The following is a 19,976-nucleotide window of genomic DNA, read 5'->3' as shown; positions in this document are numbered from 1 at the left end:
AGACGCTCGACTGGGATACCCCAGCCGAGCGTCTCACTATGCTGCTCGCAGCCAGTAATTGATCACTGTGTTGCGACGACCCCTCGAATCCGCGAACGAGCGGCGGGGGCCTTTGGTTGCCCGGAACGGACGGGTCAGTGCCGCCTGTGACCGCGTCCGCGGTCATGGTTCTGGTTGCCGTTGTCGTTCATGTTGAACATGGCGAACGGGTCGTTGGGGTCAGGGGGGCCGCCCTGGTCGTCCTTCTTCTTCTCGGGCTTCTTCGGGGCGCAGCCGTCGCCGCAGCCGCCGAAGCGGGAGCTGTCGACCGGGGTGAACGACGCCGGCTCCACCCCCTTGAGCGCCTGCAGCATGGACGCCTTCCAGATGGGCCCGGAGATCGAGGCGCCGTACACGTAGGAGTAGTACCGCCCGCCGATGGTGACGCCCATCAGCCGGTGGTCGAACGCGCCGCGCGGGTCGCCGAGGCTGACGGCGCTGGACAGGTTCGGGGTGTAGCCGGCGAACCAGGCGGCGGTGTAGCCGTCGGTGGTGCCGGTCTTGCCGGCGGCGTCCCTGCCGATGCCGCCGACCTCGCGCATGGTGCCCTTGGTGAACACGCCCGACAGGATGCCGCTGACCGCGTCGGCGACCTCCTCCTCCATGACCTGCGAGCACTTCGGCTTGTACTGGGTGGTCTTGCCGTCGCGGGCGGTGATCTGGGTGATCACCAGCGGCTTGCAGTACTTGCCGCGGGAGGCGAAGACGGCGTAGGAGTTGGCGACGGTGACCGGGTCGACCTCGTTGATGCCGAGCGTGAACGTCTCGTACTCGCCCAGCTTGGCGCCGTCGGCCCGCTTGAGCCCGAGGCGCTTGGCCATCTTGACGACCTTGCAGAGCCCGACGCGCTCCTCCAGCTTGAGGAAGAACGTGTTGACGGAGCCCCAGGTGCCGGTCTGCAGCGTCTTGAACCCCTCGCTGCTCTCGCTGGAGTTGCTCACCGTGTGCGACGGGTCGCCGACGCGCTCGTTCTTGCAGTTCCTGAAGGAGCCGTAGCCGGGCGCCTGGTAGGTGGCGGGCGACGGGAAGCCGTCGTTGTACTTCAGCCCCTCTTCCAGCGCCGTGGCCAGCGTGTACGGCTTGGCCGTCGAGCCCTGCTGGAAGCCGCCGCCTCCGCCGTGCCTGCCGTCGGCGACGACGTTGTAGCTGATCTGGTTCTTCTTCTTGTTGCTGCCGAACTCGCGGGACGCGGCCATCGCCTTGATCTCGCCGGTGCCCGGCACGATCATCGCCTGGGAGGCGACGGGCTTGTCCTTGGAGCTGACGTACTTCTTGATCGCCTTCTCGGACGCTTCCTGCATCTTCGGGTCGATCGTCGTCTTGATGGTCAGCCCGCCCCGCTGGAGCAGCTTCAGGCGTTCCTGTGCGGTCTTGCCGAACTCCTCGTTGTTCAGGATCTCGTTCTGGACGTACAGGCAGAAGTACGGGTACTTGCTGACCTCACAGCCGCCGGGCACCTTGGTGTCCTTGAAGCCGAGCTTCTTGGCCTTGGCCTCGGTGGCCTGCTGCGGAGTGATCTTTTGGAGCTGAGCCATCCGGTCGAGCACGACGTTGCGCCGGGTCAGCAGCGCGTCCCTGGACTTCTTGCTGACGTTCGGGTCGGTCCTGTTCGGGTTCTGCACGGCGCCCGCCAGCGTGGCCGCCTCGACCAGGTTGAGCTCGGACGCGGGCTTGCCGAAGAAGCGCTTGGACGCGGCCTGGATGCCGTGCGCGCCCGCACCGAAGTAGGCGATGTTGAGGTACTTCTCCAGGATCTGGTTCTTGGAGTACTTCTTCTCGATCGCCATCGCGTAACGCAGCTCGTTGAGCTTGCGTGACAGGGTCGGGGCGATGGCCGCGGCCTGCTCCTCTGGGGTCTCGGCAGCGTTGAGCAGCACCTGCTTGACGTACTGCTGGGTGATGGACGAGCCGCCCTGCGTGACGCCGCCGCTGGTGAAGTTCTTGGCCATGGCGCGCACGGTGCCCTCGACGTCGATCGGGCCGTGCTGGTAGAAGCGGAAGTCCTCGATCGAGATCAGCGCCGTCTGCATGATGGGGGCGACCTTGTCGAGGGTCACCGACTGGCGGTTCTCGAAGAAGAACTGGGCGATCTGCTTGCCGTTCCCGTCCTGCAGGACGGTGCGCTCGGGTAGCGGAGGCTCGTCGAGGTCCTCCGGCTTGAGATTGATCTCTTCCATCGCGGTCTTGGCGGTGACACCCGCGCCGCCCACGGCGGGCAACGCGATGGCCGCCGTCAGCACGCCGGCAGCGGCGCCGGCGACGATGAGCCGCACGACGCTCACGACCGGCGAGGAACGATCTTTACCCTGAGCTTGCACAGAACCAAGAGTACGTCGAAAGAGTGACCTTATCGGTAGGCAGGCACCATTTCGCCTTGACTGGCGGGGGTGACTAGTCATTCCCGGTCAAGAGCCCGCCGAGAAATTGGTCCTCTGGGGTCTGTCGGCCCGAACGGGTAGTTGCGTACGTTCTCCTCTGCGGCAACTGAATACGGAGGCTCGGCGCCCGCGCCCGTCGGCCCCAAATGACGACTGACCACCTAAGGGGAGTGGGGTCGAAAAATGTGGATCACGGATTGGACCTCCCGTGCCGCCTGTCGAGGTGCGGACCCGGACGCTCTGTTCGTCCAGGGGGCCGCGCAGAACAGGGCGAAGCTGATCTGCCGAGGATGCCCGGTCCGTACCGAATGCCTCGCCGATGCGCTGGACAACCGCATCGAGTTCGGCGTATGGGGCGGCATGACGGAACGGGAACGCCGGGCTCTGCTACGGCGGCGGCCAGATGTGGACTCGTGGCGTGAGCTACTCGAGTCCGCCAAGGAAGAGTACGAACGAACCAACGAGCTGATCGCGGGCTGACCAGGTCCCGACACGTACGGCCGGCGATGTCGCCGGCCGTACTGTCATGCGCTCGACAGGAGCTCTCCGATCCTGCGGAGCCCCGTCAGGTCGTGGACGTCCTCCGACATGGCCCGCACCCGGGTGACCGGGACAGTGGGGTGAGCTGAGAGGAAGTGCTCCTGCTCGCGGTGCTCGCGGGCGGCGAGCTGCATCCTGCCGGTGTGCAGCCGCAGCACGGCGGCGGTCAGCTCGTGCTCGCCCCGCGACTCCAGGTCCTCGGCCGCGGCGGCGCTGCGGGCGGCTGAGAGCGCCGGCGCGGGCGACTCGTGCACCCGGTTGACCACCAGCCCGGCCAGTGGCATGCGCTCCTCGGCGAGCCGCTCGACGAAGTAGGACGCCTCGCGCATCGCGTCGCGCTCGGGCGCGGCCACCACCACGAAGGCCGTGCCCGGCGCCTGCAGCAGCTGGTACGTCATCTCGGCGCGCTGCCTGAACCCGCCGAACACCGCGTCGAGCGCCGACACGAACGTCTGCAGATCCTTGATCACCTGTGCGCCCAGCAGCTTGGTCATCGCGCCCGCAACGAGCCCGAACCCGGCGTTGAGCAGCCGGAACGCGCTCCGTCCTCCTGCCTTGGCGGGGGCGGTGAGCAGGCGGATGAACCGGCCGTCGAGGAAGCGTCCGAGGCGTTCTGGGGCGTCCAGGAAGTCGAGGGCGGAGCGCGACGGCGGGGTGTCGACGATGATCAGGTCCCACTCGTCGGAGCGGCGCAGCTGGCCCAGCTTCTCCATCGCCATGTACTCCTGCGTGCCGGCGAAGCTGGACGACAGCGACTGGTAGAAGGGGTTCGACAGGATCTGGCGGGCCCGCTCCGGGTCGGCGTGCGCTTCGATGATCTCGTCGAAGGTCCGCTTCATGTCGAGCATCATCGCGAACAGCTGCCCGCCGTTCCCGTTCACGTTGTCGCTGACCAGCCGGGGCGTGTTGTCGAGCTCGGTGAGCCCCATCGACTGGGCCAGGCGGCGGGCCGGGTCGACGGTGAGGACGACCGCGCACCTGCCGCGCTCGGCGGCGCGCAGCCCCAGCGCGGCGGCGGTGGTGGTCTTGCCGACGCCGCCGGCGCCGCAGCACACGACGATCCTGGTGCCGGGGTCATCCAGGATCGCGTCGATGTCGAGGACGACGGGCTTCTTCACGCTGCTCCCTGGTTGCGGATGCTCTCTGCCAGTTCGTACAGCCCTGCGAGGTCGACGCCGTCGGACAGGAGCGGCAGTTCGTAGCGGGGCAGCGACGCCGCCTCCAGCGACTCGCGCTCCGCGCGTTCGAGCGCGGTGCGGTGCGCGTGCTCGACGACCTCCTCCGCCAGCGCCTCTGCCGCCGCGGACGCGTCGTCGTTGTCGGCCAGCCCGGCGGCCTTGAGGCCGAGAGCGAGCTCACCGACGTCGAATCGGCCCTTGACAGCCGTGTCAAGTACGGCCTGGGGGAGGAGTGATTCGCGCACCATATTGATGAAAATCCCGCCAGGAGGCAGCCCGGCCGAACGCAATTCGGCGACGCCGTCGAGCGTCTCCTGGACCGGCATCTCCTCCAGCATGGTCACGAAGTGCACTGCTGTTTCCGGAGATTTCACCACGCCGTTGACCAACTCGGAGTGATTCTTGATCGGGCCGACCTTGGCCAGCCCGGCCACCTCCTGGGTGACGTTCAGGAAACGCGTGATGCGGCCGGTCGGCGGCGCGTCGAGCACCACCGCGTCGTAGACGCGCTTGCCGTTCCTGCCACGCCTGCGCACCGCCTCGGTGGTCTTCCCGGTGACGAGCACGTCGCGAAAGCCGGGGGCGACGGTGGTGGCGAAGTCGACGATGCCCATCTTGGTCAGCGCGCGACCCGCCCGGCGCATCCCGTAGAACATCTCCATGTACTCGAGCATGGCCTCTTCGGGATCGATGGCCAGCGCGTACACGTCGCCGCCGTCGAGGGCCACGGCGATGCGGCGCTCCTCGTACGGCAGCGGTGGCCTGTCGAAGATCTGCGCGATGCCCTGCCGGCCCTCGACCTCGACGAGGAGTACCTTGCGGCCGCCCGAGGCGAGCGCCAGAGCGAGGGCGGCGGCGACCGTCGTCTTGCCGGTGCCGCCCTTGCCGGTGACGACGTGGAGTCGCACGCCGTCCCAATCCGTGTCCCGAGAGTCCACGTTTCGAGGCTACCGAACGGTCATTTGCCGTCAGCCGACAACCACCCTTTGAGATTGCTCACACTACGGTGCGCCGCGTTCAGCGGTGCACCACAGGCTGCGGGTCTCAGGGCCTACGCTGGCCCTCATGAAGAAATGGGAGTATCTCACGGCCCCCGTGCTGATCCACAACACCAAGATGATCCTCGACAACTTCGGTGCTGACGGCTGGGAGCTGGTCCAGATCCTGCAGGGTGCCACGCCCGAGCAGCTTGTCGCCTACTTCAAGAGGGAGAAGCAGTGACCCCCGACGAGAAGCTCGCGGAGCTCGACCTGACCCTGCCCGAGGTGGTCGCGCCGCTCGCGGCCTACGTGCCGGCGGTCCGCACCGGCGACCTCGTCTACACCTCGGGTCAGGTGCCGATGGTCGAGGGCAAGCTGGCGCAGTCCGGCAAGCTCGGCGCGGACGTGAGCCTGGAGGAGGGCGCCGCGCTGGCCCGGATCTGCGCGCTGAACGCGCTGGCGGCGCTGAAGTCCGAGGTCGGCGACCTGGCCCGGGTCAAGCGCATCGTCAAGGTCGTGGTCTTCGTGGCCAGCGACCCGGCCTTCGTCCAGCAGCCGCAGGTCGCCAACGGCGCCAGCGAGCTGCTCGCCGACGTGCTGGGCGACGCGGGCAAGCACGCGCGCAGCGCGGTCGGCGTGGCGGCCCTTCCGCTGGACGCTCCGGTGGAAGTGGAGCTGATCGCGGAGGTCTCCTGAGAGTCCGGATATGTCACCATGACCGAGTGATGTTCTAGAAGGAGGTCATGTGGCTGGTCTTCCGCTCCCAGAAGAACTCGTCGAACGCGCGCGGGACGTCCTCTCCGGACGCGTCGAGCCGGTCCCCGCGCGGGACGCCGCCACGGTGGTGATCCTGCGCGGGGGGCGCCGGGGCCCCGAGGTGTACCTGCTCAGGCGGAAAGCCACGATGGCCTTCGCGGCCGGCGCGTACGTCTTCCCCGGCGGCTCGGTCGATCCGCGCGACACCGACCAGGCCGTGGCCTGGGCCGGGCCGTCCCCGCAGGAGTGGGGCGAGGTCTTCGGCGCCGAGGAGAGGGTCGCGCGGGGGCTGGTCTGCGCCGCCGTGCGCGAGACGTTCGAGGAGACGGGCGTCCTCGTGGCGGGGCCGGGCCCCGGCTCGGTCGTGGCCGACACCACCGGCGACGACTGGGAGGCCGACCGCCTCGCGCTCATCGACAGGAGCCTGTCCTTCGCCGACTTCCTCGCCAGGCGCGGCCTGGTGCTCCGCTCCGACCTGCTCAAGCCCTGGGCCCACTGGATCACCCCGGAGATCGAGCCGCTGCGCTTCGACACCCGCTTCTTCGTCGCCGTGCTGCCCGAGGGCCAGCGCACCCGCGACGTCGGCGGCGAGGCCGACCAGGTGACCTGGAAGCGTCCGGTGTCGGCGATCGACCTGGCACGCCGGAAGGCGATCTTCCTGATGCCGCCGACCCACCAGACTCTGACCGAGCTGTCTGACTTCGACACCGTCGAGGCCGTGCTGGCGGCTCCACGGGAGATCGTCACGATCCTCCCGAGGGCCGTGGAGATCGACGGCCAGATGCGGCTGATGACGGCATGAGCGGCCTGCACATCCCCCTCGACACGCCCGACGGCTCCCGTACGGAACACACCGAGAACCTGCTCGCGCCCAACCCGTCGCCCATGACCCTCGACGGCACCAACACCTGGGTCATCGGCGGGCCGGACGAGGTGGTCGTCGTCGACCCGGGGCCCGACGACGAGGCGCACCTGCGCCGGGTGCGGGAGCACCTGGGCGAGCGCAGGGTCGGCGAGATCCTCCTCACCCACGGGCACCCCGATCACAGCGGCGGCGCCAAGCGCTTCGCGGCTCTGGTCGACGCGCCGGTGCGGGCCCTCGACCCGCGCCACAGGCTCGGAGACGAGGGGCTCGCCGACGGCGACGTGGTCACCGCCGGAGGCGTGGAGATCCACGTGTACGGCACGCCGGGGCACTCGTTCGACTCGCTCTGCTTCTGGCTGCCGTCGGACCGGGCGATGCTGACCGGCGACACCGTGCTCGGCAGGGGCACCACGATCATCGCCGACGACGGCGGCCTGGCCGACTACCTGCGCAGCCTCGACCGGCTCAGGGCGGTGGCGGAGAGCCTGGAGGCGCGGGCGCTGCTGCCGGGCCACGGCCCGGTGCTCCCCGACCCGATCGGGGCGCTCGACGGCTACATCGCGCACAGACGGCAGCGGCTCGACCAGATCAGGGCGGCGCTGGCGCAAGGAGCGCGAACCCCGCGAGAGATCGTCCGCGTCGTCTACGCGGACGTGGACGAGGCACTCTGGCCCGCCGCCGAGATGTCGGTGCGGGCGCAGCTCGACTACCTGGAGCGGTTGTAGAGCCGGTCGATGTCGAGGATGACCACGGCCTTGGCCTCGATGCGCAGCCAGCCGCGCTGGGCGAAGTCGGCCAGGGCCTTGTTCACCGTCTCGCGCGAGGCGCCGACGAGCTGGGCCAGCTCCTCCTGGGTGAGGTCGTGGTGGACGCGAAGGCCGTCCTCGGTCTTGGCGCCGAACCGCTCGGCGAGGTCGAGGAGCTGCTTGGCGACCCGTCCGGGCACGTCGGTGAAGACCAGGTCGGCGAGCACGTCGTTGGTGCGGCGGAGCCGCTGCGCGAGCGCCCGCAGCAGGTGGAGCGCCACCTCGGGGCGGCCGGTCAGCCACGGGCGCAGGTCGTCGTGGCCCAGCCCGGCCAGCCGCACGTCGGTCAGCGCCGTGGCCGTGGCCGTGCGCGGCCTGGGGTCGAACAGGGACAGCTCGCCGAACATCTCGCTCGGGCCGAGCACGCTGAGCAGGTTCTCCCTGCCGTCGGGTGAGGTGCGCGAAAGCTTGATCTTGCCTTCGAGCACGACGTAGAGCCGGTCGCCTGTCTCGTTCTCGTGGAAGAGCGTCTGCCCCTTGGACAGCTGCACCTCGGTGATGCTCGTGCGCAGCGCGGCTGCGCTCTCGCGGTCGAGCGCGGCGAACAGGGGGGCCTTGCCCAGCACGTCATCGGTGTTCACTGTGCCTCCTTGCCTGCCATTGTGACGCACCCCACTGCATAGGTCCCAAGTGGCCCTTGCGCATAGGCTAAGGGGATGCCAACTGAGTCCCGGCTCGCCCTGGTGCGTCGTGCCCGCCGGATGAATCGGATCCTGGCGGAAACCTACCCTGACGCGCACTGCGAGCTCGACTTCGGTAACCCGCTCGAGCTGCTGGTCGCGACGATCCTCTCGGCGCAGTGTACGGACAAACGCGTCAACCTCGTCACTCCCACCCTATTCGCGAAATACCCGTCGGTAGTCGACTATGCGGCGGCGAATCCCGCGGACGTCGAGGAGATCATCCGCTCCACCGGTTTCTTCCGGGCCAAGACCAACAGCATCATCGGCATGGCCCAGGCCGTCCGCGACCGCCACGGGGGCGTGGTGCCGAAGAGACTGAAGGACCTGGTCGAGCTGCCCGGCGTGGGCCGCAAGACGGCCAACGTGGTGCTCGGCAACGCCTTCGGCGTCCCGGGCCTGACCGTCGACACCCACTTCCAGCGGCTCGTCCGCCGCTTCGGCTGGACCGACGAGACCGACCCGGTCAAGATCGAGCACATCGTGGGCGAGCTGATCCCCAAACGCGAGTGGACCGTCTTCTCCCACCGGGTGATCTGGCACGGCCGCCGCATCTGCAACGCGCGCAGGCCCGCCTGCGGCGCCTGCCCGCTCGCCGCGCTGTGCCCCTCGTACGGCACCGGCCCCACGGACGCCGACGAGGCCGCCAAGCTCGTCAAGTCCGGCCCGTTCTCATAGCCGGGGAAGTCTCCGGATGCCCCGCGTGTTGGAGGATGCGTGACCGAAGTCCCCCGCTGGCTAGAGAATCTGGCTTCGCAGGCCATACACACCGTTGTCCCCGCGGGTCTGCGACCGCCCGCGCAAGGCGGACGCCAGGCGGCGGTGCTGCTGCTGTTCGGAGAGGGGCCGCTCGGGCCCGACGTGCTGCTGATCCAGCGCAGCACCCGCGGGCGCAGGCACGCGGGGCAGCCCGCGTTCCCCGGCGGCGGCGTCGATCCCGGCGACGGCGGGCCGGTGCAGGCGGCGCTGCGCGAGGCGCAGGAGGAGACCGGGCTCGACCCCACTGGCGTGACCGTGCTGTGCACCATGCCCGAGCTCTACGTCTGGCACAGCCACAACCGGGTCGTCCCGGTCGTCGGCTGGTGGCGCATGCCGTCCGCGGTGCACGCGGCCTCACCCGACGAGGTCGACTCCGTGGAGCGGGTCCCGATCGCCGAGCTGGTCGACCCGGTCAACCGGCTCAACCTGCGCCACCCCAGCGGCTTCGCCGGGCCCGCCTTCCAGGTGCGCGGCATGCTGGTGTGGGGGTTCACCGCGATGGTGCTGGACTCCGTGCTGCGCTCGGGCGGCCTGGATCGGCCCTGGAACCTCGAGCGGATCGAGGACCTTCCGCCCGACGTGCTAAACCTTTCTGGCCGTGGTTAGCGCCACGCCGAGGGAGGCCCATCCGGCCACGTCCGCGTCGCTGTCGGAGGCGAGCCTGCGCAGCGTGGCCAGCCCGGCCGGGTCGGGCGGGCTGCCCAGCACGTGCTGGAGCGCGTAGGCCGCGCCGTAGCGCACCCTGGCGTCCTCGTGCCCGGCCAGGTCGATCACGGACGGCAGTGAGCGCGGATCGGCCAGGTGGCCGAAGGCGATCAGCACCGAGTAGAGCACCATCGCGTCGCTCTCGCTGGCCGCGAGGTAGCGCAGCACCGGCAGCGTGCGGTCGACGAACATCCCGAGCATGCCCAGGATGTCCACGCCCAGCAGACGTTCCCCGACGCTCTCCGCGGCGCACAGGCGACGGGCCTCGATGAACGACTCCAGATCGCCCCGCCTCTGCAGCACGGAGATCGCGTGCCAGCGGACCGGCCCGTCAGGATCGGGATCGCCGAGAGCAGCCTCGATGAGTTCGCGGACTGTTCCCCCGATCGGCGACATGCCAGTCAAGGTAGCCACCCGGTGACGCCGTACTGGCGCAAGACGTGCACACTTGACCCTCTTGCTGGTTACCTTTGAAGCGTGCGCGGTGATCTGCTTGACCTCATATTGATCGGCCTCGTGATCGCCTTCGGCGTCTCGGGCTACCGGCAGGGCTTCATCATCGGCGTCATGAGTTTCGTCGGATTCGTCGGCGGAGCCGTGCTCGGCGTCTTCATCGCGCCCCCCATCTCCAAGGCCGTCGTCGACGGCGACACCCCGCAGGCGCTGCTCGCCATCGTGATCGTCTTCCTGGCCGCCACGATCGGGCAGTTCGCGTCCTCCACGATCGGCGCCGTCGTGCGCAGCCACGTCACCTGGGAGCCCGCCAAGGTGGCCGACGCCGTCGGCGGCACGTTCGCCAGCGCGCTGTCGGTGCTCGTGATCGCCTGGCTGATCGGGTCGCTGGTCGTCTCGACCTCCTTCGCGCCGCTGGTCGAGCAGGTCAAGGGCTCCATGTTGCTGACCACCGTCGACGAGGCGATCCCGCAGTCGGCGCGGAACTGGCAGCAGCCGTTCAAGAAGTTCATCGACCGCTCGGAGTTCCCGCCCGTCTTCGACGCCATCGGCGCCGGGGAGCTCGTGGACGTACCGCCCGCGCCGCGCGGCATCCTCCAGGGCGCCCGGCTCAAGCGGGCGCAGAAGGCCATCGTCAAGGTGCAGGGCAACGCCGAGAGCTGCAACAAGCACATCGAGGGCACCGGCTTCGTCTACGCCGAAGACCGGATCATGACCAACGCGCACGTGGTCGCGGGAGTGACCCGCGACCTGCAGGTCATCGACCTCGACAACAACCGTCACGCCGCCACCGTCGTGCGCTACAACCCCGAGCGCGACATCGCCATCCTGTACGTCCCGGGCCTCGGCCTGCCCCAGCTCACCTTCGACAACACCGCGGAGAAGGGCGACAACGCGATCATCGCCGGGTTCCCCAAGGGGCAGGGGTTCACCCCCGAGCCGGCGCGCATCCGCAGCCAGCTCAAGGCCGAGGGGCCCGACATCTACCGCAGCTCCAACGTCACCCGGCAGGTCTACGCGATCCGCGGCAAGGTGCTGCCCGGCAACTCGGGCGGCCCGCTGCTCACCGTCGACGGACGGGTCTACGGCGTGATCTTCGCCGCCGCGGTCAGCCAGGAGGAGACCGGGTACGTGCTGACCGCCGACGAGGTCAGACCCGACGCCGACCAGGGCCGGACCGACACCACCCCGGCCAGCACCCAGGGGTGCGACTAGCCCGGCAGCGCGTCCAGGATCAGCGTGATCGCCTGCTCGGGGTCGCTGTCGGCGCCCAGCCCCGAGGCCGCCCTGCCCACCGGGCCGTACGGGCCGTCGCCCGGCACCCGGGCCGCGCCCCGGCCGAGCAGGGTCAGCGCGCCGCGTCCGTTGCCGCGTTGCAGGTGGGTGAGGCCGACACAGATCTGCGCGAGGCCCTGCCACAGCTCGCGCTCCTCCTCGGGGGCGCACTTCCAGCGGCCCTCGAACACCTCGTGCGCGTTGAACGGCAGCCCCTCGCTCAGGAACCGCCGGGCGTCGGCCAGCGCCCGCTCCGAGGTGGGCGCGTAGTCGTCGGGAACCCGCTCCACGCCCTGCGCGCCGTGGGGGAGCGGCCTGCCGTACGCGTCGCGCGGCCTGGCGCTGCGCGGACGGCCCTCGGGGTCACGGTCTCTCATCGGTCAGGCTCCGGATCCGACAGCCAGCCGAGCAACTCCGCGTCGAACTCCACGGGCGTCTCCTCGTGCGGGAAGTGCCCGGCCCCCTCGAACAGCCGCCACCGGTACGGCGCGGCGACGTACCTGCCGGACCCCTGCGCGGTGCGCGGCAGGATCCAGGGGTCGAGCGCGCCGTGCAGCTGCAGCGTGGGCACCTCGATCTCGGTGCGCATCGTCCGGGCGTAACGCAGGCCGTCGGGCCGGAACTGGGAGCGGCCGAACCAGCGGTGGTACTCCAGCGCGGAGTGGGCCACGGCCGGGATCATGAACGCCTCCCGGTACGTCCGCGCCGTCTCCTTGTCGGGCCACTCCGGGCCCGACCACTCGTCCAGCAGCCTGCCCACCATCGCGCCGCCGTCGCGGACCAGCCTGCGCTCGGGCAGGATCGGCAGCTGGAAGCCGAACCCGTGACCGCTCGCCCTGAGCTGGCCGAACGTCAGCAGCGAGCTGCGCAGCCGCAGCGGATGCGGAGCCGACACGGTGACCAGCCGCGTCACGCACTTGCTGTCGAGCACCGCCATCGTCCAGGCGAGCAGCCCGCCCCAGTCGTGGCCGACCACCACCGCCCCGGTCTCGCCCAGCGCGCGGATCAGGCCCGTCGCGTCGCCCGCCAGCGTCGGCAGGTCGTAGCCGCGCGGCGGCTTGTCGCTGCCGCCGTACCCGCGCAGGTCCACCGCGACCGCGCGGTAGCCCGCGGCGGCCAGCGACTCCAGCTGGCGCCGCCAGCACCACCAGAACTGCGGGAACCCGTGCAGCAGCAGCACCAGCGGGCCCTGGCCCGCCTCGACGACGTGGAAGCGGGTGCCGCCCGCGTGCACCGCGCGGTGCCGCCACGGGCCCTCGATCTGGACGACCGTCTCGTCAGGTGCCATCGCGGCTCACCGGCTCCCGATGCGCCCCCAGCTCGCCCGCCGTCGGCCGGTCGCCGTCAGGCGTGGCGATCTCCTTCAGGCCCTTGATCGACCTCGCCGTACGCTTCATCCCGGCCAGCCCCTTCAGCCTGCGGACCCCGACGAACACCAGCAGCCCGGCCACCAGCAGGTAGAAGACCGTCACGATGAGGAAGGCCGCCCAGTTCGGCAGCCACTGGGCCAGCGCGTAGGCGATCGTGAACGAGGCCAGGATCAGGCACAGGTGCGCCATGAACGCGGCGGCGGCGAACAGGCCGCCCGCCGTGCCGACCCGCTTGGCGTCGAATCTGAACTCGGCCTTGGCCAGCTCGATCTCCGAGCGGACCAGGGTCGAGATGTGGTCGCTCGCCTGGGCGACGAGCGAGCCCAGGGATTCTTCCTCGGGAGTCTGCGGCATGAACGTCTCCTATCGGGGCCTGGTGGCCCTGTCAAACATCATCCTGCGCAATGCGACGCTTGCGTACCCGTATGTGCAGGAGTACCGCTGCCAAGACCGACGCGACCAGGCTCGCCACGAGGATCCCCACCGTGATGGCCTCGACGCGCTCCTGATCGGCGCTGTAGGCCAGGTTGCCGATCAACAGTGACACCGTGAACCCGATCCCGGCCAGCAGCGACACCGCCGCCATGTCCCGCCAGTGCAGCTCCTCCGAGAGACGGGCCAGGCCCAGCCGCACCGACAGCCAGGCGCCGCCGAACACGCCGAGGAACTTGCCGAGCACGAGCCCCGTCACCACTCCCAGAACTACCCGATCAGAGAAGATAGCGCCGAGGCTGGACCCGTCCAGCTTCACCCCTGCGGAAAGGAACGCGAACACCGGCACCGCCAGGCCCGCCGAGACCGGCCTGAGGTGGTGGTCCGCGGCCTCCGAAGGGGAGCGCCGCTCCTCGCCCGCGGGCCGGACCCTGGTGAGCAGGCCGAGCGCCACGCCCGCCACCGTGGCGTGCACGCCGCTGAGCTCCACCAGGTACCAGGCGCCCACCGCGAGCGGCACCAGCAGCCACAGGGCGGTGACGTGCCTGCGCTGCAGGTAGCCGTACGCCCCGATGAGGGCCGCGCCGCCCAGCAGGGCCGCGACGTCGAGGTGCTCGGTGTAGAAGAGGGCGATGATCGTGATCGCGCCGAGGTCGTCCACCACCGCGCAGGTGAGCAGGAACGCGCGCAGCGCGGCGGGCATCGCGCTGGCGGTCACGGCCAGCACGGCCAGGGCGAAGGCGATGTCGGTGGCCGTCGGGATCGCCCATCCGCGCCCCGCGTCCTCCGCGCCCCACGACACCAGGACGTAGACGACCGCCGGGACGACCATGCCCGACAGGGAGGCGACGATGGGCAGCGCGGCCTTGCGCAGGTGCGCCAGCTCGCCGTGGACGAACTCCTCCTTGACCTCCAGCCCCGCCACGAAGAAGAAGATCGTCAGCAGGCCGTTCTGGGCCCATCTGAACAGCTCCATGTCCAGGTGCAGCCACTCCGGGCCGATCCTGGTCTCGCGCAGCGCGGTGTAACCGGCGAGGTCGACGTTGGCCCAGACGAGGGCGGCTCCCGTGGCGGCCAGCATGACGACGCCGCCGATCGTCTCCGTCCGCAGGGCTTCTGCCAGTGTGGCGGCGTAGCGGGCGGTAGGCCGGAAAGGCCACATGTCAGCGGCTCTGCGCAACAATGCTCCCTAGGTGGCTGACGGAGGGAAACGCTTCCCCTCCCGCCGACCCGACTTCCCGGCACACCAGCCCCAACTCTACCCAAACTGCCCGCCCGGAGCCGTCCTTGTCGATCCACATCACCCGCTGACCGACCCCGCCCGGAGCGCGTCCAGCCACCGTGTGGCCTGGCTCGCCTCCGGCCCCGACGGCGTCCCGTGGGATCCGCCTTCCTGTTCACCAGCGACCTGGCCGGCCCGTGGCCAGGTGGATGAAGGCTGCTCATCCGGCAGGCCCGTGAGCGCCACCCGGGCTGCCGGCCGACACGTGCGGGCTGTCAACGACTCGCTCGACCTGTAGCCGCATGCCCCCAGGGGACATGCGGCCACATCGGCCGCGCTCAGTCCTCCGACTTGGCAGCGGGGAGCTTCTCCGAGATCAGGTTCATCACCGTGCTGTCGGCCAGCGTGGTGACGTCGCCGATGCTGCGGTTCTCCGCGACGTCACGGAGGAGACGCCGCATGATCTTGCCGGAGCGGGTCTTCGGCAGCTCGGGGACCACCAGGATCTGGCGCGGCTTGGCGATCGGCCCGAGCGTCTTGGCGACGTGGGTGCGCAGCTCGGAGCCGATGTCCTCGCTCTCTTCCGCGCTGCCGCGCAGGATGACGAACGACACGATGGCCTGGCCCGTCACCGGGTCGGTGGCGCCCACGACCGCGGCCTCGGCGACCTTGGGGTGGCTGACCAGCGCGCTCTCCACCTCGGTGGTGGAGATGTTGTGGCCCGAGACGAGCATGACGTCGTCGACGCGGCCGAGCAGCCACAGGTCGCCGTCCTCGTCCCTCTTGGCGCCGTCGCCGGGGAAGTACATGCCCTCGAAGCGCGACCAGTACGTGTCGATGTAACGCTGGTCGTCACCCCAGATCGTGCGCAGCATGGACGGCCACGGCTCGCGCACGGCCAGGAAGCCGCCGCCTCCGTTGGGAACGCTGTTGCCCAGGTCGTCGACCACGTCGGCGCTGATGCCCGGCAGGGGACGCATGGCCGCGCCCGGCTTGGCCGCGGTGACGCCGGGCAGCGGGCTGATCATGATGGCGCCGGTCTCGGTCTGCCACCAGGTGTCGACGACGGGGCAGCGGTTCTGGCCGATGTGCTCGCGGTACCAGACGTACGCCTCGGGGTTGATGGGCTCACCCACGGAGCCGAGCACGCGCAGGCTGGACATGTCGTACTTGGCGGGGATGTCGTCGCCCCACTTCATGAACGTCCGGATCGCCGTCGGAGCGGTGTACAGGATCGTGATCTTGTACTTCTGCACGATCTCCCAGAACCGGCCCCGGTGCGGGGTGTCGGGAGTGCCCTCGTAGATCACGCTCGTCGCGCCGTTGGCCAGCGGGCCGTACACGATGTACGAGTGCCCGGTGACCCAGCCGATGTCGGCCGTGCACCAGTAGATGTCGGACTCCGGCTTCAGGTCGAAGACCGCGTGGTGCGTCCAGGCCGTCTGGGTCAGGTAGCCGCCCGTCGTGTGCAGGATGCCCTTCGGCTTACCGGTGGTGCCGCTGGTGTAGAGGATGTACAGCGGGTCCTCGGCGTCATGCGGCACCGGCGTGTGCTGGTCGCTCTGACGGTCGACCAGGTCGTGCCACCAGACGTCCTTGTCGCCGGCGGCCACGTCCTGGCCGGTACGACGGACGACCAGAACATGCTCCACCTGCGGGCACTCGGCGACCGCCTCGTCCACCGTCGGCTTCAGCGCCGACGGCGCCCCGCGCCGGTAGCCTCCGTCGGCCGTGATGACCAGCTTGGCGTCGGCGTCGTCGATCCGGCTCTTCAACGCGCTGGCCGAGAACCCGCCGAACACCACCGAGTGAATCGCCCCGATACGAGCACAGGCGAGCATCGCGATCGGCAGCTCCGGGATCATCGGCATGTAGATCGCCACCCGGTCGCCCTTGCTCACACCCAGCTCCTGCAGGGCGTTGGCGGCCTTGCTGACCTCCCGCTGGAGGTCGGCGTAGGTCAAGGTACGCGCGTCGCCCTCGGGCTCGCCCTCCCAGTGGTAGGCGACCTTGTCGCCACGTCCCGCCTCGACGTGCCGGTCGACACAGTTGTAGGCGACGTTGAGCTCGCCCCCCACGAACCATTTGGCGAACGGGGCATTCCACTCCAACGTGGTGTCCCACCGCTTGGCCCAGGTCAGACGGTCGGCAGCACGCTCCCAGAAGGCGAGCCGGTCAGCCGCCGCCTCGTCGTACGCGGCGGCGGTCACGTTCGCGGCCGCTGCCAGATCGGCCGGCGGTGCGAACCGGCGGTTCTCCTGCAGCAGGTTGGACAGCGCCTGGGACTCGGTGCCAGGGGTCTCCGGGGCCACTTCGTGCTCCTTCTATGGCCAGGTTGGATAGGTCGTGTCCCACTTCACCAGGTCACGGTGTCCCCACACAAGAGGTCTAGACAGGTCTGTACCGTGGGTGTTCGCGGGGCTCCGCTTATCAGATCGCATGACAACCGCTATTGAATTGTTGTCATCCTGAAATCTGAAAACGTGGAACGAGCCAAATGGGGCCCTTGCGAACCCGCCTGGCGTCGCATTATGGGCCCCCTCGCAGCCGGGCCCGTCGCGCGCCGTCGTTCCCCTTTTCCCGCCCCGGCCGAGCGTCCCGTCCCACGTGCTGCCGACCGCCTCGCGACCGCTCTCCGTGACCTGCGCCGCTCGTACGCGAGCCGCTGACGCTCGTGAGTTGCTCGGCCGGGCCGCCCCCAGGTGACCGCTGCGGGTGACCAGGGTCACTCGCGCACGAACGCCCACGTGCCCCGAATGCTCACGCAAATCGCCCCCACCCCTCACATGACCACACCCCCGCCGTTCACAACTGCACCCCCGCCCCTCACGCGACTGCATCCCCGCCGCATCCCCCGCCGTCCACACGACTGCACCCTGCCCCCAACACGACTGCACCTCCGGGCCCCGCCCCCAAAAACCAACACGACCGAACCCCTGCACCCCCACCCCCCACGCACTCATCGAGCCAAGCCATTCCCGTCTGCCCTCCGAGCCCCTCGCTGGCTCGCGGTCCACAGGCTGGCGGTCCAAGGCCTTGCAACCGCTGCCTTGCAGTCCGCTGACCTCGCGGTTCGGTGGCTCGCGGTCCGGCCTGTCGGGAACTGGACGGCCCCACCTGGGCAGCGGTACGCCGATCCACGTCCTGGCTTTCGGGCAGGCGGGCAGACCAACGCCTGCGCACCGCGCGAAGACCAGGGCCGGCGCTCGACACCGCGAGAGATGCCGACCCGCCAGCAGCACCCACAGGCCAACAGATGGGAATCGCCCACCTCGAACGCAGAGACGACCTCCACCGCAGGTAGAGTCGAGTGTTTGTGAGTGACCCATTGGCCGTCCTCGGGCAACTTCCCGGCGTCCCCGAGGCGGTGGAGGAGGCGCGGCAGGCTGTCGACAGGCTGTACCGCCACCGCGTCCTGCGTCGCGCCAGCCCTGCGGTTTCCACCGAGTCGTCGCTGCGCGGCGCGCGCGCCTCGGCGTCCCTTGAGGGAGTGGACGTCTCCCTCGACGCCCTACGCCGGGACGAAGTCCACGATCCCCTCGTTCAAGGAGCTCTGCGGGCATCTGCCGAGATGGGACGCCTGGGCGCAACCTGGCGCAAGGCCCCTCGCCAGGTGCTCGCCCGGCTGCACACCGTCGCCGCCGCCGGACTGGCTGATCAGGCGGACGTCGGACGTCCCCGTTCCGGCGATGCGACTGCCGACCCGCTCGACCTGGGGCCCGCTCCCGGCGCCGCCGAGGCCGCCGCCCGGATGGAGAACCTGCTCGACCTGATGGGCAGCCCGACGAAGGCCCCGGCGATCGTGCTGGCCGCCGTCGTCCATGCCGAGCTCGCCGTGCTCCGCCCGTTCGGGACGGCCGACGGGATCGTCGCCCGCTCTGCGGAGCGGCTCACCCTGGTCGAGTACGGGCTGGACCCCAAGTCGCTGGCTGTCGTCGAGGTAGGACATCTGGAACTTCCGTATGCCGACGCACTCCGCGCCTACCTGACTGGAACGCCCGAAGGGGTCGCGGAGTGGATACGACACTGCGCTGCGGCGGTAAGCCTCGGCGTCCGCGAGACCACCGCGATCTGCGAAGCCCTCCAACGCGGCTGACAGAAAGCCAGCGGCCGACAGCCTGCCCACACGACTCAACGCCGCACAACCAACCCCCAGGACGCGCGCCGGACAGTGCTTTCCAGCGCACGTACGCCGGGTCGCCCCCAGTGCGACTAACGCAGCTCAAGAAGAGCTGCAGCACTCAAGGCGACCCGGACGGCAATCGACGACCCGGGCGGCTACGGGGACCCGCTCCGGGGACGCCCTTCACCCAAACCCGCCAAACCGCTGTTCCGAGACGTCGAAACACCGCTCGGCATGCAGCGCCTCCGCCAAGCCGACACACTTCAACACCGCCCCAACGACCTGCGCTCCTGGCTCACCCCTACCAACCACCAACCACCAACCACCAACCACCAACCACCAACCACCAACGGGGCTTCACCCCGAAGAAGACACTCCACCCTGGACTACCTCAGCCCCATCGACTACGAGCAGCGTTCCCTCGGTAAGGTCCTGCTCGCTGCATGACTACCGGTGTCCACACTTCGGGGTGAAGCCCCAACCACCGGCCATACCACCCCGGCTCATCCGCCCTCGGCCATCCCGGGCTCATCTGCCACGGCTGATCCGCCACGGGCTCATCCGCCCCCGGCGCATCTGCCACGACGACATCCGCCGCGGCCATCGGCGCTCATCCGTCACCAGCCGTCCTGGCTCATCCGCCCCTGGCTCATCCGCCCCTGGCTCGTCCGTCACAGGTTGGGCCTTGCCGTCGCGGGCTCATTGCCACACGCTCACACGCTCACCTGCCACCTGGCTCGCCGGGCCACCTGCCACCGGCCACCTGGCTCGCCGGGCCACCTGCCACCGGCCACCTGGCTCGCCGGGCCACCTGCCTGGCTCACCGGCCACCGGCCGTCAACGACCGGCCGTCAACGACCGGCCGTCCACAACCGGCCGTCCACAATGCGGGCCGTCCAGGACCGGACCATCCACCACCAACGTCACTCCGCCGATCCACGTCCAGCCTCCGGATGGGCGCAGTCACCCCTGCGCAACACACGAAGGCATCCTGGGAAGCGGCGATCTATGCAGCTCAAGGCCGCGTGCGCCACTGATGGCAACCCGGACGACCCCAGGGACCTGTACAGCTCAAAGGGGACCTGCGCCTGTGATGGCGATCTGGGCGGTGGCAAAGGAGACCTGCGCTGGTCAAGGCCGGTCGGACAGCTGTGGCGACCTACGCACACAAGATCACTTGGGAGCCTGAGATGCCCCGAGTTGACCCCGCGGTGAGTTTAGGTGCCTTCGCGAGCCCTGCCGGGCCTGAGCGGCCCATGCGACTCGGAGTGCTTCTACGGCCTGGCCTGGAGGTTTCGGCTCACATAGCTGACGGCGTCTCGTGTGAGACGCCGTCTGCCGGTGCGTCACACCGGGTTACCAAGCGTGCACCTCTATTCGTCGGACCGGGTCAAGCCCGTCTCGACGCGCCTCCC

Annotated in this window: 19 protein-coding genes; 9 read left to right on the top strand and 10 right to left on the bottom strand. The window is 69.7% G+C overall.

What is annotated here, in order from left to right; translation table 11 throughout:
* Positions 1-134 precede the first annotated feature (134 nt).
* Positions 135-2,321, bottom strand: a complete 2,187-nt coding sequence (locus ABT294_RS08900; protein ID WP_350804582.1) for a transglycosylase domain-containing protein — start codon at positions 2,319-2,321, stop codon at positions 135-137.
* 279 nt (positions 2,322-2,600) lie between these two features.
* On the opposite strand from ABT294_RS08900, the gene ABT294_RS08895 reads away from it, so the two are divergent.
* On the top strand, positions 2,601-2,897 hold the full coding sequence (locus ABT294_RS08895; RefSeq protein WP_148036282.1) for a WhiB family transcriptional regulator: 297 nt from the start codon (positions 2,601-2,603) through the stop codon (positions 2,895-2,897).
* Positions 2,898-2,941: 44 nt separating this feature from the next.
* On the opposite strand, the gene bagB is transcribed toward ABT294_RS08895, so the two are convergent.
* Together bagB and bagA are read right to left on the bottom strand one after the other, a co-directional pair.
* Positions 2,942-4,075, bottom strand: a complete 1,134-nt coding sequence (gene bagB / locus ABT294_RS08890) for an ATPase BagB (protein WP_350804581.1) — start codon at positions 4,073-4,075, stop codon at positions 2,942-2,944.
* Positions 4,072-5,073 (bottom strand): ATPase BagA, encoded by a 1,002-nt coding sequence (gene bagA, locus ABT294_RS08885; RefSeq protein ID WP_350804580.1) that lies wholly within the window; start codon positions 5,071-5,073, stop codon positions 4,072-4,074. The genes bagB and bagA overlap by 4 nt, the downstream gene beginning before the upstream one ends.
* A 127-nt stretch (positions 5,074-5,200) precedes the next feature.
* Between bagA and sp36 the strand changes: the two genes are divergently transcribed.
* The 4 genes from sp36 to ABT294_RS08865 are packed head-to-tail and all read left to right on the top strand — an operon-like array spanning position 5,201 to position 7,461.
* Positions 5,201-5,356: a Sp36 family protein gene (gene sp36 / locus ABT294_RS08880; protein WP_165959776.1), complete on the top strand. Its 156-nt coding sequence runs from the start codon at positions 5,201-5,203 to the stop codon at positions 5,354-5,356.
* Positions 5,353-5,811, top strand: a complete 459-nt coding sequence (locus ABT294_RS08875; protein ID WP_350804579.1) for a RidA family protein — start codon at positions 5,353-5,355, stop codon at positions 5,809-5,811. Before sp36 ends, ABT294_RS08875 begins: the two co-directional genes overlap by 4 nt.
* Positions 5,812-5,860: 49 nt before the next feature.
* Complete coding sequence (locus tag ABT294_RS08870; RefSeq protein WP_350804578.1) at positions 5,861-6,673, top strand: NUDIX hydrolase; 813 nt, start codon at positions 5,861-5,863, stop codon at positions 6,671-6,673.
* Positions 6,670-7,461 carry an MBL fold metallo-hydrolase gene (locus tag ABT294_RS08865; RefSeq protein ID WP_350804577.1) on the top strand — a complete coding sequence of 264 codons (792 nt, stop codon included), beginning with the start codon at positions 6,670-6,672 and terminating at the stop codon, positions 7,459-7,461. Before ABT294_RS08870 ends, ABT294_RS08865 begins: the two co-directional genes overlap by 4 nt.
* On the opposite strand, the gene ABT294_RS08860 is transcribed toward ABT294_RS08865, so the two are convergent.
* Positions 7,443-8,123: a Crp/Fnr family transcriptional regulator gene (locus ABT294_RS08860; RefSeq protein WP_350804576.1), complete on the bottom strand. Its 681-nt coding sequence runs from the start codon at positions 8,121-8,123 to the stop codon at positions 7,443-7,445. The two genes, ABT294_RS08865 and ABT294_RS08860, sit on opposite strands and share 19 nt — an antisense overlap.
* Before the next feature lie 75 nt (positions 8,124-8,198).
* Between ABT294_RS08860 and nth the strand changes: the two genes are divergently transcribed.
* Together nth and ABT294_RS08850 are read left to right on the top strand one after the other, a co-directional pair.
* The gene (nth, locus tag ABT294_RS08855; RefSeq protein ID WP_350804575.1) at positions 8,199-8,900 is read left to right on the top strand and encodes an endonuclease III; all 702 of its coding nucleotides are present in this window, start codon (positions 8,199-8,201) and stop codon (positions 8,898-8,900) included.
* A 39-nt stretch (positions 8,901-8,939) separates the two neighbouring features.
* On the top strand, positions 8,940-9,587 hold the full coding sequence (locus tag ABT294_RS08850) for an NUDIX hydrolase (RefSeq protein ID WP_350804574.1): 648 nt from the start codon (positions 8,940-8,942) through the stop codon (positions 9,585-9,587).
* Here the strand turns inward: ABT294_RS08850 and ABT294_RS08845 are convergent.
* A complete protein-coding gene (locus tag ABT294_RS08845; RefSeq protein WP_350804573.1) occupies positions 9,564-10,082 on the bottom strand; it encodes a HEAT repeat domain-containing protein in 519 nt (172 codons plus the stop codon). The genes ABT294_RS08850 and ABT294_RS08845 overlap by 24 nt on opposite strands.
* Positions 10,083-10,163: 81 nt before the next feature.
* Between ABT294_RS08845 and ABT294_RS08840 the strand changes: the two genes are divergently transcribed.
* On the top strand, positions 10,164-11,354 hold the full coding sequence (locus tag ABT294_RS08840; RefSeq protein ID WP_350804572.1) for a MarP family serine protease: 1,191 nt from the start codon (positions 10,164-10,166) through the stop codon (positions 11,352-11,354).
* On the opposite strand, the gene ABT294_RS08835 is transcribed toward ABT294_RS08840, so the two are convergent.
* The 5 genes from ABT294_RS08835 to acs all read right to left on the bottom strand — a co-directional run bounded on the left by ABT294_RS08835 (position 11,351) and on the right by acs (position 16,750).
* Entirely contained in the window at positions 11,351-11,791 is a 441-nt protein-coding gene (locus tag ABT294_RS08835; RefSeq protein ID WP_350804570.1) for a DUF309 domain-containing protein, read from the bottom strand. The two genes, ABT294_RS08840 and ABT294_RS08835, sit on opposite strands and share 4 nt — an antisense overlap.
* Positions 11,788-12,702: an alpha/beta fold hydrolase gene (locus tag ABT294_RS08830; protein ID WP_350804569.1), complete on the bottom strand. Its 915-nt coding sequence runs from the start codon at positions 12,700-12,702 to the stop codon at positions 11,788-11,790. The genes ABT294_RS08835 and ABT294_RS08830 overlap by 4 nt, the downstream gene beginning before the upstream one ends.
* Positions 12,692-13,138, bottom strand: a complete 447-nt coding sequence (locus tag ABT294_RS08825; RefSeq protein WP_350804567.1) for a phage holin family protein — start codon at positions 13,136-13,138, stop codon at positions 12,692-12,694. The genes ABT294_RS08830 and ABT294_RS08825 overlap by 11 nt, the downstream gene beginning before the upstream one ends.
* 31 nt (positions 13,139-13,169) lie before the next feature.
* Positions 13,170-14,396, bottom strand: a complete 1,227-nt coding sequence (gene nhaA / locus ABT294_RS08820) for a Na+/H+ antiporter NhaA (RefSeq protein ID WP_350804566.1) — start codon at positions 14,394-14,396, stop codon at positions 13,170-13,172.
* Between the two features lie 380 nt (positions 14,397-14,776).
* Positions 14,777-16,750, bottom strand: coding sequence for an acetate--CoA ligase (gene acs, locus ABT294_RS08815; RefSeq protein WP_350804565.1), 1,974 nt, complete (start codon positions 16,748-16,750; stop codon positions 14,777-14,779).
* Positions 16,751-17,754: 1,004 nt separating this feature from the next.
* Between acs and ABT294_RS08810 the strand changes: the two genes are divergently transcribed.
* Positions 17,755-18,534: a Fic family protein gene (locus ABT294_RS08810; protein WP_350804564.1), complete on the top strand. Its 780-nt coding sequence runs from the start codon at positions 17,755-17,757 to the stop codon at positions 18,532-18,534.
* Positions 18,535-19,976: the final 1,442 nt, after the last annotated feature.

Source organism: Nonomuraea sp. NPDC000554 (genome assembly GCF_040300065.1).
In the GTDB taxonomy this organism is placed as follows: domain Bacteria; phylum Actinomycetota; class Actinomycetes; order Streptosporangiales; family Streptosporangiaceae; genus Nonomuraea.
The sequence above is the reverse complement of the archived record's forward strand: the minus strand, read 5'-3'. Positions and strand labels throughout refer to the sequence as shown.